This window comes from Ruminococcus sp. N15.MGS-57 (genome assembly GCF_000980385.1).
Taxonomy (GTDB): domain Bacteria; phylum Bacillota; class Clostridia; order Oscillospirales; family Ruminococcaceae; genus Hominimerdicola; species Hominimerdicola aceti.
In genome coordinates this window covers 1-13103 of sequence record NZ_LARF01000050.1, presented here as the reverse complement: position 1 = coordinate 13103, position 13103 = coordinate 1, and the positions used below count along the sequence as shown (strand labels likewise).

Here is a 13103-nt window from a genome sequence, read left to right as displayed (position 1 = left end):
GTTTTTCACATGACCCAACCGATATAAATTTCAAAGGAAAATCATTGTGGAATGAATGGGAGTATTAAAAATAAATATGGGTATAAAAAATTATTCTCGGAAGGAGATTTTTGGTATGCAACCTACTAACTATGAATTCCTAGATAAAATTGCAGATGTATTTTTATCTCAAAGAGCATGTGGCAATAACAATGAATTAATAGATACAGTTTCTTTTTATGACAATAAAATGTCTTCTATCGTTTATGATTATTATCCATTTGAGGTTGAAATTAGAGATAACAACTTATATTTTTTTATCATAACAAATCGCAGTGAAAAGAAAATGCTATTTTCGTCATCGCTTAATACCGACTTTGATAAGCTTTGTGACAGTTTGATAAAATGTATAACGACAGATGTAAAAAAGCAAATTCCCAAGAAATTTTTAAAAGCAAAGGGGTTTTTATAATGAATGAAAATCGAGCAGAAATAAAAGCCAAAATAGTGGAAACTGAAATGAAAAAATATTTTGGTAGTTTAGTTTCGAATTTTAATTTGATAGACGCTTTTTACGGCAATGGACATGAAGAATTTAGTTTGGGATTCAAGTATTGTGACTATTTTGATATGCGCTTTAATTATGGTCAAGGTGCTTGCGGATGCTGCATATGTTATGATTGGGGTGATAATAATGAGGCTATACTTATTAAAACCTCAATTGATGGTTGGTGGGAAAAAATTTCAATTCAATGGAAAAAATATTTTCATGAACTTAAAAAAGAACTGGATTTGCGTATTCCCGATGATTATTTAAAAGAATTTTTTTATAAATCCTAATACCGAAACAAATGTAGTGTGAACTAATGCGAATGCTACGGAACATATGGGGGAATATGTTGGTCGCTTTTAAAGTGTTGAAGGGAGAGATAGTTTTTGAATGATATAATCAGTACATTTAATGACTTGTATTATAAAATTCAAATATCTCATAATATTTGTTTGGCTGATGTAAGAAATATATGTTTGAAATCTTATAATAATTCTGTTGTCTGCGATGTTGATGGTGGCGCCCCGGAAATATATTACGAAATATTAGAGAGGGATTGTGGGCATTTTGCTGTTTTGAAAATAGAGCGAAACAGTCACGAGATTATATATGAAAGTGTTAATGCTGATTTCGCAGCAATTGCTCTTTTCCTGTTTCTTTCACGTCATCAAATAAAAAAAACTGATAATGATATTGAGATAGAAGAATTTATAAAAAAAGAAATTGCACACGGGAATATAGATTTGGCTAGACAGGTGATTGCTGAAAATTTTGGAGAAAAAACAATTTCGTTTGAAAAAAACGTATTCGATAAAATTTCTGTTATTACTTTGTCTACAAATAAAATTGACATTTTTTATCATGGCAATACAATTTTATTTTGTTCAGAATTTAATAAACCAGATCTTGAACGTGGATATTTAATTGCATTTAATAAATGCCGTATGATTAATATTTATCATAAAATAATGGTGAATATTACAAATATTATTCCCGATGTTAATAAAAACGAAAATAGAAAACTTAAATATCTATTTTTAGTTGGGGCTATGGAAAAATAAGTATATCAAGTATAATAACGCATACAATTTTTCTTGCTGACGGAGCATTTTTAGAGCCGATAGCTAACGTATTCATGCGAATGTATCATAGTTATTTTATTTCTTGATTTTTTTTTAGCTTAATGATATTGGGAGGGCATTGAGTTTATCTCAGTGTCCTGCTCGCTTTTCAATGAAAAAAAATATCCCCTCCAAAGCATTTGCCTTGAAGGGGATTAACTATATGCGTTTTACTGTGGCTTCTTAACGTCTGTCATAACTTCTTTAAGTCCTGTTGCAAGACCTGCAATACCCTGTATCTCACTTGGTATAATGATCTTTGTAGCCTTGCCGTCTGCTGCCTTAGCAAATGCTTCAAGGCTCTTGAGCTGGATTACCTGCTCGTTAGGGTTAGCAGCATTCAGCTTGACGATACTCTCGGCAATCGCCTTCTGTACCATGTCGATAGCCTGCGCTTCACCTTCTGCCTCAAGTATCTTCTGCTCCTTTACAGCGTCTGCACGAAGTATCATAGACTGCTTCTCAGCTTCGGCTGCAAGTATCTGTGACTCCTTGTCTGCCTGTGCTCTGAGTATCTTAGATTCTTTCTCACCCTCTGCAACAAGCACCTGAGATTTCTTCTCAGCCTCTGCCTGAATGACCTTTTCACGTCTTTCACGGTCAGCTTTCATCTGCTTTTCCATTGCGTCCTGAATTTCTCTTGGCGGAAGAATATTCTTAAGCTCAACTCTCTGCACCTTGATTCCCCACCTATCTGTGGCTTCATCAAGAATTGCTGTGATCCTTGTGTTGATAATGTCACGGGAAGTGAGCGTAGCCTCAAGATCAAGATCACCAACAATGTTTCTGAGTGTTGTTGCCGTCAGATTTTCAATAGCTGAGATAGGTCTCTCAACGCCGTATGTGAACTGCATTGCGTTTGTTATCTGGAAGAACACAACAGTGTCTATTTGCATTGTTACGTTATCCTTTGTGATAACTGACTGTGGCTTGAAGTCAACTACCTGCTCTTTGATAGATACTCTTTTTGCAACTCGGTCGATAAAAGGTACTTTTACGTGAAGCCCCGTTCCCCATGCCGCATGAAAAGCTCCAAGTCTTTCAACTACAAATACATATGCCTGCGGTACTATCTTGATGTTGCTGATAACAATGATTATAAGCAATACGATGATAGCAAGTACGATATAAATTCCAGGTTCCATTATATGCCTCCTAAAAATAAGTTTATGTAAGCTGTTACTTTTCTTCTGAAACTATCAGCTTTGCACCGTCAATACGCACTACCTTCACTGGTGTGCCTTCTGAGATCTTTGAGCCATCCTCAGTTCTTGCTGCCCAATCTGTGCCATCAAGAGTGACCCTGCCTTTGTTCACAGAGTTATCTATAGGCTCAATAACTATTGCAGTTTTTCCCACATCAAGCTCGTAATTTGTTGCAACTGTCTTGTTCTGAAGCTTCTTGACCACAGGTCTTGTAAGCAAAAGAAGTATGATCGAGCTTACGACGAATACGATGCACTGTGTAAGGAAAGAAAGCTTAGCTATGGCACAAAACATCGCAATAAGTGCTGCTATAGCAAGCCATATAGACACAAGTGCCGTTCCTGTTGCGACCTCGCATACAACAAAGAACACGAAAGCTAAAGCCCAGAAAACTATTTTGAGTGTAGCCATTGTCATATGATACCCCCTGTTCCTCTCATTTATTTAAGATTTATTATAACATATTATTTTAAAATTTACAATAGCTAAGACACAATATTTTTGCTTTTTTACCTTTAATCTTCAATGATTTTACATTGACAGTACCATATTCTATTAGCTGTACTCTAATATATACATATTGATGCTACTACATAAAATATTTCTAAAATATAGTTATATAAAAAATTTACAGTAAAAGCGGTAACCCGCTGGAGGTAACCGCTTTTACTATTTGTGTAATTATACGTTGTCGCTGAAATAAACATCATACCAAACAAGGAATGAGAACACTGTCCAGATCTTTCTTGAATAGTCATATTTGCCTGCACGGTGATCGTCAAGAAGCTGTACAAGCTTATCTGTGTGAAAGAACTGTGCCGACTGAGGAGAAGTAAACTTATCCTTTACTATATTATAATACTTATCTTCTTTCAGCCATACCCTGATAGGAACAGGGAAGCCGAGCTTCTTTTTCTTAGCTGTCTGTGGAGGGCAAGCCTGAAGTGCAGCAAGACGCATTGCATACTTCGTTTCAGTTTCAGTAACTCTGTCCTTTACAGGTATCTGCTCTGCAAGCTCCATTACCTTTCTGTCAAGGAACGGTACACGAAGCTCTAGGGAGTGAGCCATGCTCATTTTATCCGCTTTAAGAAGAATATCACCTGTCATCCAAAGGTGCAGGTCAATGTACTGCATCTGCGTTACCTGATCCTGATCTCTTACCTTATCGTAGAAAGGCTTTGTGATAGCCATAGCGTCAGGAGCGTTTGTTTTTATGCTCAGAATGTCCTTACGCTCTTTCTCAGAGAAGATGTATGCGTTACCAATAAATCTCTCGTCAAGGTCCTTAGAACCTCTTATAAGATAGTTTATGCCGTGCTTGTGAGGCAGCTTTTCTGCAACTGCACCAACAGCCTTTCTGATAGGTCTTGGTATCTTGAAGTAGCTTGCCATATCAGCAGGGTTGTGATAGATGTTGTATCCACCGAATATTTCGTCTGCACCCTCGCCTGAAAGCACTGCCTTGACCTTTTCTGATGCAATCTGACATACAAAGAACAGAGCCACAGCCGCAGGGTCTGCAAGAGGTTCGTCCATGTGATATTGTATTTTTGAAAGGCTGTTCCAGTATTCCTCAGGAGAAATGACCTTGGAGAAGTTCTCCTTATTGATATACTTTGAAAACTCCTTAGCATAACCTATCTCGTTGTACTTCTCGTCCTCTCCGAAGCCCACAGTAAAGGTCTTGTCAACGTTGGCAACAGCGGCAACATAGCTTGAATCAACACCGCTTGAAAGGAAAGAACCTACCTCAACGTCAGCGAATTTGTGTACCTCAACGGAGTTTTTGAAAGTGTCAGATATCCTATTTACCCAATCCTCTAAAGAAGGACCATTGTCCGCATGAAACTTGACTTCCCAATATCTTCTTACGTTCATCTCGCCGTTCTTGTATGTAAAGCAGTGAGCGGCAGGGAGCTTGTAAACATTTTTGAAGAAAGTTTCTGTTGTAGGAGAATACTGGAATGTGAGATAAGTTTCAAGAACGTCTGTGTTAAGTTCCTTCTTGAAATGAGGGTGGTCAAGAAAACTCTTTATCTCAGAACCCCACATAAGAGTTTCGCCCATTTTTGCGTAGTAAAGAGGCTTGATACCGAAGAAATCTCTTGCACCGAAAACCTCATTTGTATTCTTGTTGAAGATAACGAATGCAAACATACCTCTCAGCTTGTCGAGCATATCCTCGCCCCACTGCTCATAGCCGTGGATAAGCACCTCTGAGTCGGTCTGTGTATAGAACTTGTGACCAGACGCTACAAGCTCCTCACGGAGATTCTTGTAGTTGTATATCTCACCGTTGAATGTAAGTACCAACGACTTATCTTCATTGAAGATAGGCTGGCTACCTTGATCTGAAAGGTCGATGATCGAAAGTCGGCGGAAACCCATTGCGATCTGCTCGTCAACATATTTTCCGTCAGAGTCAGGACCTCTATGTTTTATTCTATCCATCATTTTTCCAAGAACTATGGAAGCGTCATTGATTTTATTTGTAAATCCAACAAAACCGCACATATAAAAGCCTCATTTCTGTTAAATCAAATTGCCTGTATCTTAGATAATACAGCCGCTTGTCGCCTAGTGAACGTCAAGCAATATAATATTTATTATACACTATATGCGGCTTTTTTGCAAGGGGTAAAAACAAAAATTAAACAATAAAAGAAATTGTCTTTTGTGCATTTATCACATGGCAGTGTGTATGGTATAAAAATATCTGCGATTTTGTCATTTTGGCTTGAAAAAGGCAGAGGGATATAGTATAATGGTATTAAAATCATATTTTGGAGAAGATCTTATGAACGATAACAAAAAGAAGAAAAATGGTTATAGATTGGATATTGTGTTGATAGTGAGTTTTTTTGTAATGCTGATATCTTTCTGTGCCTACATGATGAATACTACTCTCGAAGAGGTACTTGAAAATGAAACAGGCAGCTCTGTAGTCACACATGATTACACTTACGAGAGTGCTGAGAGTAGTTCAGCAGCATAGTGCAAAATTTAAAAGTTCGACAAGCTAAAGTGCTTTACGTGTTTGCTGAATTTGCCTATTTACGACATTTCAGAGGTACGGAGTGACACTTGAAAAATGCATAAGACGACAAGTTAGCTCACTTTACAGTATTAAGAACTAAACTATACTGTATTATGCATTGTAAAGTTCGACCGCATTATAGTTAAAAGCATTTTGCTTGACACCTAAAATCAATATCTGACGAAAATGTGGCTTTGTGCATTTAATACAAATAACAAAGTCACATTTTGTTGTATAACGCCTTGACTTTGCGTCACTTATACTATATACTTGTATTAAGCACTGCTTTTTATACAATATGTTGTGATTTGCGGTGCGAGTTGTGAGAATAAAAAAATATAAGGATAAATCGGGAAAATCGGAGGCGGTATTGTGATAATCAAGATAAAAAAGCGTGACGGACGTACTGTAACTTTCAATATTGAGAAAATAGCTGGCGCTATATACAAGGCGGCTCAGTCTGTGGGCAAGGATAACTATGAGGAAGCTTTGGAGCTTTCGGGTAAAGTTGTTGATAAGCTTATGGAAAAACACCTTGATATGCCTACTGTTGAAGAGATTCAGGATTGCGTTGAGCGTGTACTTATTGAGGAGGGCATGGCTGATACTGCAAAAAGTTATATACTCTACCGCTCAAACAGAACTCGTGCAAGGGAAATGAATACCCGTCTTATGAAAGTTTATGAGGATCTTACTTTCCAATCAGCGAAAGATAACGATTTGAAGCGTGAGAATGCTAATATAGACGGCGATACCGCAATGGGTACAATGCTTAAATACGGATCTGTGGGTGCAAAGGAGTTCAATGAGATGTATGTTCTTGCTCCTGAGCATTCAAAGGCTCATCAGGAGGGGGATATCCACATTCATGATCTTGATTTTTATACACTGACTACCACTTGCACTCAGATAGACCTTACAAAGCTTTTTGATAAGGGTTTTTCTACAGGTCATGGCTTTTTGCGTACACCAAATGATATACAAAGCTATGCGGCGCTTGCCTGCATTGCGATACAATCCAATCAGAACGACCAGCATGGTGGTCAATCTCTTCCGAAGTTCGATTATGATATGGCTGAGGGTGTAAGAAAGACATTCAGACATCGCTATCGTGACAATATCGGCAGGGGTCTTGCTCTCCTTGGTGAAGTTTCTGATGCTCAGAGCATTGCAAAGAAAATAACTGAAATGCTTGATGAGCAGGGTTTAAAGATCACTCTCGCCAATGATAACGGCTATCAAGAGGCTGAAGCACAGTTTCTTGTAAATTTTGTTGACGCACCTATAGTGAAGAAGATACAGAGTTTTGCATATAAAAACTCTTTGAAAGAAACTGACAGAGCCACATATCAGGCAATGGAAGCGCTTATCCATAATCTTAATACCATGAACTCCCGTGCAGGCGCTCAAACGCCTTTCAGCTCCATAAATTATGGTACTGATACTTCTATCGAGGGCAGACTTGTTATAAAGAATATTCTTCTTGCAGAGGAAGCAGGACTTGGCAATGGTGAAACGCCTATTTTCCCTATACATATTTTCAAGATAAAAGAGGGCGTGAACTTTGATCCTGATGACCCGAACTATGACCTTTTCAAGCTCGCCTGCCGTGTATCAGCGAAGCGTCTTTTCCCGAATTTTTCATTTATCGACGCTCCTTTCAATCTACAGTATTACAAAGAGGGCAATCCTGACACTGAGATAGCTTACATGGGTTGCCGCACAAGAGTTATCGGTAACGCATATGACCCTACTCGTGAGATAGTGACAGGAAGAGGAAATCTCTCTTTTACTACCATTAATCTCCCTAGACTTGGCATAAAAGCACAGCGTAATATCGGTGCTTTCTTTGACAGCCTTGATGAGCTTATGGATCTTTGTATCGACCAGCTTATGCACAGATTTAAGATACAGTGTTCAAAGCGTGTGAGAAATTATCCGTTTCTCATGGGTCAGGGCATATGGCTCGATTCAGAGAAGCTTACGGCTGACGATACACTTGAAGAAGTGCTAAAGCATGGCACGCTTTCAGTGGGCTTTATCGGTCTTGCTGAGTGTCTTAAAGTGCTTACTGGCAAGCACCATGGTGAAAGTGAAGAAGCAAGAGAGCTTGGCTTGGAGATAATCTCACGTATGAGAGCAAGAATGGACGAGGAAACAAAGCGTACTGGTCTTAACTTCTCGTTGCTTGCAACACCTGCTGAGGGACTTTCTGGCAGATTTGTTAAAATGGATAGAGAACGTTACGGCGAGATAGCAGGAGTTACAGACAGAGAATATTATACTAATTCTTTCCATGTACCTGTTTACTATCCGATAACAGCGTTTGAGAAACTTAAAATAGAAGCTCCTTACCATGCTCTTACAAATGCAGGCCATATAAGCTATATCGAGCTTGACGGCGATCCGCTGAACAATCTTTCTGCATTCGAGAAAGTCGTAAGATATATGAAAGAAGTTGGCATAGGCTACGGCTCAATAAACCACCCTGTTGACCGTGATCCTGTTTGCGGATATACTGGAATAATAGGTGACAAATGCCCGAAGTGTGGACGTTCTGAGGCTGAACACAGCAAGGTGATACATGAGAGGATACCTCGTGCAAAAGCCTGCTGTGAGGGTGACAATTAGCCATGGAGCTTAGGATAGCAGGCACTGTCGGTGAATCTATCGTAGACGGACCGGGTTTTAGGTTCACTATTTTTACGCAGGGCTGTCCACACGGCTGTGAGGGTTGTCACAATCCGCAGACACATGATTTTAACGGTGGCATTGTCGTTGACACAGACCAGCTTTACAATGAGATAATAAAAGACCCGCTTCTTGACGGTGTGACGTTCAGTGGCGGTGAGCCTTTCTGTCAGTGCAAACCGTTAGCAGAACTTGCAGGAAGGATAAAAGCGTTCCGTGGCTTTTCACTGAATGTGATATCATTCACGGGCTATACTTATGAATATCTAATCGCAAACGCTAACGCTGAAAACGGCTATATGGAGCTTCTTAGTCAGCTTGATTATCTTGTTGACGGACCATTTATTCTGTCACAGCGAAGCCTTGAGTTGAAATTTATGGGCAGCAAAAATCAGCGTTTTATTGATGTACAAAGGTCCTTGAAAGAGGGCAGAGCAGTAGTCGTTGAACCATATTGAACATAGAAAAGCGAGTTTCATGATGTTGAAACTCGCTTTTATTTATACCAAAAGACCTCCGCAATCGTTAAACTACGGAGGTCAAATTAATTATTTCTCAGGCTCTATTACCTCAACATCTTTTGGGTCGAGAGTTTCTGCATTATCAGCCTCGGCTGCTCTCTTTACTGCTTCTTCCTGTGACTTTTTCAAAGCTTCCTGTATGTCCTCGCCAAGAAAATCAGGGAGTGACATTCCTGCTTGCTTGAACAGATCGTTCAGTGGAGGAACTGACTGCATAAGTCCGCTTAGAAAGTTTGCTGTCGAGCCTTTTCCGTCTGCACCTGCGCCTGTATCCCACACGGTTATCTTGTCTATCTTAATGTTCTTGATAGCTTCTACCTGAATAGAGATAAGTTCTTCAAGCTTGTCAGCAACTATGAGTTTAACTGCTGCATTAGCGTCTCCGCCTGCTGCTTCAACAAGCTTTCTCATACCCTCTGCCTGCTTTGTGAGTATTTCCTGATTACCCTTTGCTTCAGCTTCCATTTTTGCAAAGATAGCATCGGCCTCACCCTTTGCTTTACGTCTTACTACCTCAGCCTGTGCTTCAGCTTCGATCTCAGCCTGCTGCTTTGAGATCTGAGCCTTTACGATAACATCGGCGGTCTGTGTAGCCTTTTCAAGTTCGGCTCTCGTCTGCTCGGCGGATTGCTGAGCTATGTAAGCTTCCTGCTTTGCCTTTGCTGCCTGAACAGCTTCAGCGGCTGTAGCCTGTCTGAGAGCTTCCGCTTCACGCTCACGTCTGAGGGCTTCTGACTGTGCAACCTCTATCTTGGCTTGGTTCTCACCGTCGATAGCAGAAGCGTTTGCAGCAGCAACTTGGATACGCTGGTCTTTCTGAGCGTTTGCCTGACCGATCTCACCGTCTCTGTGTTTTTCGGCAACTGACTTCTTAGCGTCATTGATAGCCTTTGCAGCAGCTTCTTTACCGAGAGCTTCCAGATATCCAGACTCATCTGTAATATCCGTTACGTTTACGTTGATAAGCTTAAGACCTATCTTTTTAAGCTCTATCTCAACATTATTTGATACCGCGAGCAAAAATTTATCTCTGTCTGAGTTTATTTCCTCGATATCCATTGTTGCGATAATAAGTCTCAACTGACCGAAAATAATATCCTTGGCAAGCTCCTGTATCTCAATGAGTTTAAGACCGAGAAGTCTTTCAGCAGCGTTTTGCATAACGCCTGGTTCTGTCGAGATACCAACAGTAAATCTTGACGGAACATCAATTCTGATGTTCTGCTTTGAAAGAGCGTTTTTTAGATCCACATTTATGGATATAGGAGTAAGATCCATATACTCATAAGATTGGATTATTGGCACGATAAATGCCGCACCGCCGTGGATACATCTTGCGCTTCTTGCTTGACCATTCTTGTCTGTTCCTACTTTACCATAGATAACAAGCACCTTATCAGACGGACATTTTCTGTAGCGTGACAGTATCGCCATAATTGCCGCAAAAAGCACAACGACTATCACGCAGATGATGATTACTGGTTCCATAATTTTTCCTCCCACACAAATACTATTATAATAACCCCAAGACGGGTCATTTCACAGAATCTTTATGTTTAGCACCCCTATGTTCTATCAATTCTTTTATTTTTCTATTACGACAGTATCTCCTTGCAAATCGATAATACGAACCTGAGTTCCTGTCTTTATAAGCTCATCACCATTGTTTATTGCAGTGACTTCTCTTAGCTGTCCGTTTATCATAACATTCACTTTACCAAGCCCATGGTCTTTAGGTGGGCAGGGGATATAAACAGTAGCAGTTTCTCCTATAGCATTTTTATAATCAGCCGTACCGTTTTCAGCAAGTCTTGCAGAAAGTTGAACTATCTTTGCTACAAGAAGCATGGTCGCCAGACCCAGAACAAAGCCGATAACTGTAGACAGTGCTGGATAAACACCTGAGCTTACAAGAACGATAGATGACCAGCTAAACACAGTGAAAAAAGCAACTATGGTCTGAAGCGTGAACATTCTCATTGAAGCAAAATCCGCAGGGTTTCCGCCGTCTACGTTGTGGTCACAGCCGATATCATGTGTACAGTGACCAATATCCACATCTCCGTGACCGCTTATGTTGGTATCAACATCAAGATCAAGACCTGACGTGTCGCTGAAATCGTGACCGCTTCCACCATCATGAAAACCGAACATAGAAAGCAAAGTCTGCACAAGCAGTATAAGCGTTGACGGAAACGCTATACAATACAGCACTTTAAGTAAAAGCGACAAACCGTCCCACCATTCATTCATATAGCTTACACCTCCAATGTAAATATTATTTACGTTTATTATATACTCATTTATCTTATTTGTCAATAGATTTTCGACAATAATTAAAATTATTTTTTAGATATGGCTTAGCACAAAAAAATTGTAAATTTTCCGTTAAACACTTGAAATCTGTTTTACTATCTGCTATCATATAAGTAAATGAAATTTACAGTAAATAAAGTGAGGCGATATAATGGAGAACAATACTCTCGGCAAGAGGATAAAAGAGGCAAGGCTTGCAAAGAAAATGACTCAAAGCGAGGTAGTGGGTGATTTTATAACCCGCAATATGCTTAGTCAGATAGAGAGCGGCTCAGCAACGCCGTCGGTAAAGACCCTTGAATACCTCTGCAAGGTGTTGGAGATAGAGCCTAATACCCTTCTGCCTGATGAAAACGACTCCAAAAACGCCCCTGACGCAGAGGGCTATATCAGTATACGGAAAGAATTTATAAACAAGAACTATAAGGCTGTTATAGAGTATGGCACTGATGACGAATTTTCAGATGAGATATGTGCGCTTAAGGCGAAAGCTTGCCTTATGGTGGCTAGGGAGTATTCAGGCTCTGACAGTGCCACGGATCTTCAAAAGGCGATAGACCTTGCCAAGCAGGCTTCTGAACTTTCAAAGCGTGGTATTTTTGCAGATGAAAGCGTTAAAAGCAAGGCTGACGAGCTATTAAAAGCTAACGCTAAGCGTCTTAGCGACTATTACAGAAGTCTTTTGTAGGGTACAGTCATGGAATTTGTTATCATAGCCACGGTTGTTCTTGTGCTTGCCATGTGTCTTGGCGCAGACTTTGTTATAGTTCCTATAATGTTCATTGTTTTTCTTGTCGTCCTGCTACTGGCTATTTTTGGTTTCTTTGTATACTCTGCTGTAAAACTTACTGGAACGAAAAGCGTGAAAGGAAAGTTTGTGCGTTTCGGCAGGGCAGAGGGCAAGAAATTTGATACAGCGTTTTACAAGGTTAGTGATAGTGAGTATCCAAACGTATTCCCATATGAGGTAGTAATGCGCTCAAAGATATACATACCCGATAAGGTCTGTAGGCTCAGATATGACGGCAAAAGAAATGAAGTTTTTGACCTGAATGCAGTTTGCTGTGTGATATTTGGACTTGTTCTTAGTAGCGTATCGGCGGTGATGATGATACTTTTTCTACTAACAGTGATAGGCGTGAATTGAATGATTTTAGGCAGTAGGTTAGCTTGCTGCCTTTTTTGTGCATTTAAAATGGCAATAGTGGGTGATTTAAAATAATGTTGGTTTGTCAATCATATTGGACACTATCATTAAGAAATTCGATAGGCGAAAACCATTTGAGGGGACGCATAGGACGGTTGTTTGTTCGACTTAAACGTGCAGCTAGCTGCACGTTTAAGTCGTCGCAGGAATAAAACCTATGGCACGAATAGAATTTGTTGTGATCTTCTCGGTGACTGCGCTCTACTTTGCCATTGTGCCTGGGCGTATATGGACGAATGAGTTTGTGTTCAATGCCAAGTTGTGAGAGCGTATTCTCAAACAGCGTTTTCTTGTCTCTTTTGCTTGGCGAAAAGCGGTTAGTAAATTCAAATCCATTGTCGGTCTGAATACATTTCACTGTTATTCCTCTGCGTTTGTACCATTTCACCAGCCTTTTTACAAAGTCTGCTGAAGAACAGGTGCTTTGCTCCTCATATCCGTATAAAAATCTTATCCTGGTATACTCATCGAT

General features: G+C 39.9%; 14 protein-coding genes. 8 read left to right on the top strand and 6 right to left on the bottom strand.

Annotation, left to right across the window (positions count from 1 at the left end):
* Positions 1–76 precede the first annotated feature (76 nt).
* The 3 genes from WS40_RS09415 (at position 77) to WS40_RS09405 (ending at position 1590) form a co-directional block, all read left to right on the top strand.
* Entirely contained in the window at positions 77–451 is a 375-nt protein-coding gene (locus WS40_RS09415) for a hypothetical protein (protein ID WP_147338074.1), read from the top strand.
* Positions 451–819, top strand: coding sequence for a hypothetical protein (locus WS40_RS11610; protein ID WP_022287675.1), 369 nt, complete (start codon positions 451–453; stop codon positions 817–819). The genes WS40_RS09415 and WS40_RS11610 overlap by 1 nt, the downstream gene beginning before the upstream one ends.
* Positions 820–915: 96 nt before the next feature.
* Positions 916–1590: a hypothetical protein gene (locus WS40_RS09405; protein WP_046441820.1), complete on the top strand. Its 675-nt coding sequence runs from the start codon at positions 916–918 to the stop codon at positions 1588–1590.
* 230 nt (positions 1591–1820) lie between these two features.
* Here the strand turns inward: WS40_RS09405 and WS40_RS09400 are convergent, their stop codons facing one another.
* The 3 genes from WS40_RS09400 to asnB all read right to left on the bottom strand — a co-directional run bounded on the left by WS40_RS09400 (position 1821) and on the right by asnB (position 5373).
* A complete protein-coding gene (locus WS40_RS09400) occupies positions 1821–2795 on the bottom strand; it encodes an SPFH domain-containing protein (protein ID WP_022287345.1) in 975 nt (324 codons plus the stop codon).
* 34 nt (positions 2796–2829) lie between these two features.
* The gene (locus tag WS40_RS09395) at positions 2830–3273 is read right to left on the bottom strand and encodes an NfeD family protein (RefSeq protein ID WP_046441818.1); all 444 of its coding nucleotides are present in this window, start codon (positions 3271–3273) and stop codon (positions 2830–2832) included.
* 264 nt (positions 3274–3537) lie between these two features.
* The gene (gene asnB / locus WS40_RS09390) at positions 3538–5373 is read right to left on the bottom strand and encodes an asparagine synthase (glutamine-hydrolyzing) (RefSeq protein ID WP_046441817.1); all 1836 of its coding nucleotides are present in this window, start codon (positions 5371–5373) and stop codon (positions 3538–3540) included.
* 223 nt (positions 5374–5596) lie between these two features.
* Here asnB and WS40_RS09385 point away from each other — a divergent pair, with 223 nt between their 5' ends.
* The 3 genes from WS40_RS09385 to nrdG all read left to right on the top strand — a co-directional run bounded on the left by WS40_RS09385 (position 5597) and on the right by nrdG (position 9045).
* The gene (locus tag WS40_RS09385; RefSeq protein ID WP_325208513.1) at positions 5597–5854 is read left to right on the top strand and encodes a hypothetical protein; all 258 of its coding nucleotides are present in this window, start codon (positions 5597–5599) and stop codon (positions 5852–5854) included.
* Between the two features lie 414 nt (positions 5855–6268).
* Complete coding sequence (locus tag WS40_RS09380; RefSeq protein ID WP_038672023.1) at positions 6269–8527, top strand: anaerobic ribonucleoside triphosphate reductase; 2259 nt, start codon at positions 6269–6271, stop codon at positions 8525–8527.
* 2 nt (positions 8528–8529) lie between these two features.
* Complete coding sequence (gene nrdG / locus WS40_RS09375) at positions 8530–9045, top strand: anaerobic ribonucleoside-triphosphate reductase activating protein (protein ID WP_046441814.1); 516 nt, start codon at positions 8530–8532, stop codon at positions 9043–9045.
* A 90-nt stretch (positions 9046–9135) separates the two neighbouring features.
* Here nrdG and WS40_RS09370 read toward each other — a convergent pair whose 3' ends face one another.
* Positions 9136–10596: a flotillin family protein gene (locus tag WS40_RS09370; RefSeq protein ID WP_022287339.1), complete on the bottom strand. Its 1461-nt coding sequence runs from the start codon at positions 10594–10596 to the stop codon at positions 9136–9138.
* Positions 10597–10692: 96 nt separating this feature from the next.
* Positions 10693–11361 (bottom strand): NfeD family protein, encoded by a 669-nt coding sequence (locus WS40_RS09365; protein ID WP_046441812.1) that lies wholly within the window; start codon positions 11359–11361, stop codon positions 10693–10695.
* Between the two features lie 214 nt (positions 11362–11575).
* On the opposite strand from WS40_RS09365, the gene WS40_RS09360 reads away from it, so the two are divergent.
* Positions 11576–12112 carry a helix-turn-helix domain-containing protein gene (locus WS40_RS09360; protein ID WP_046441809.1) on the top strand — a complete coding sequence of 179 codons (537 nt, stop codon included), beginning with the start codon at positions 11576–11578 and terminating at the stop codon, positions 12110–12112.
* Positions 12113–12121: 9 nt separating this feature from the next.
* Complete coding sequence (locus WS40_RS09355) at positions 12122–12571, top strand: hypothetical protein (RefSeq protein ID WP_046441807.1); 450 nt, start codon at positions 12122–12124, stop codon at positions 12569–12571.
* Positions 12572–12656: 85 nt separating this feature from the next.
* On the opposite strand, the gene WS40_RS09350 is transcribed toward WS40_RS09355, so the two are convergent.
* On the bottom strand, positions 12657–13103 hold a 447-nt coding region (locus tag WS40_RS09350; protein WP_325208502.1), incomplete at its 5' end, for an integrase core domain-containing protein.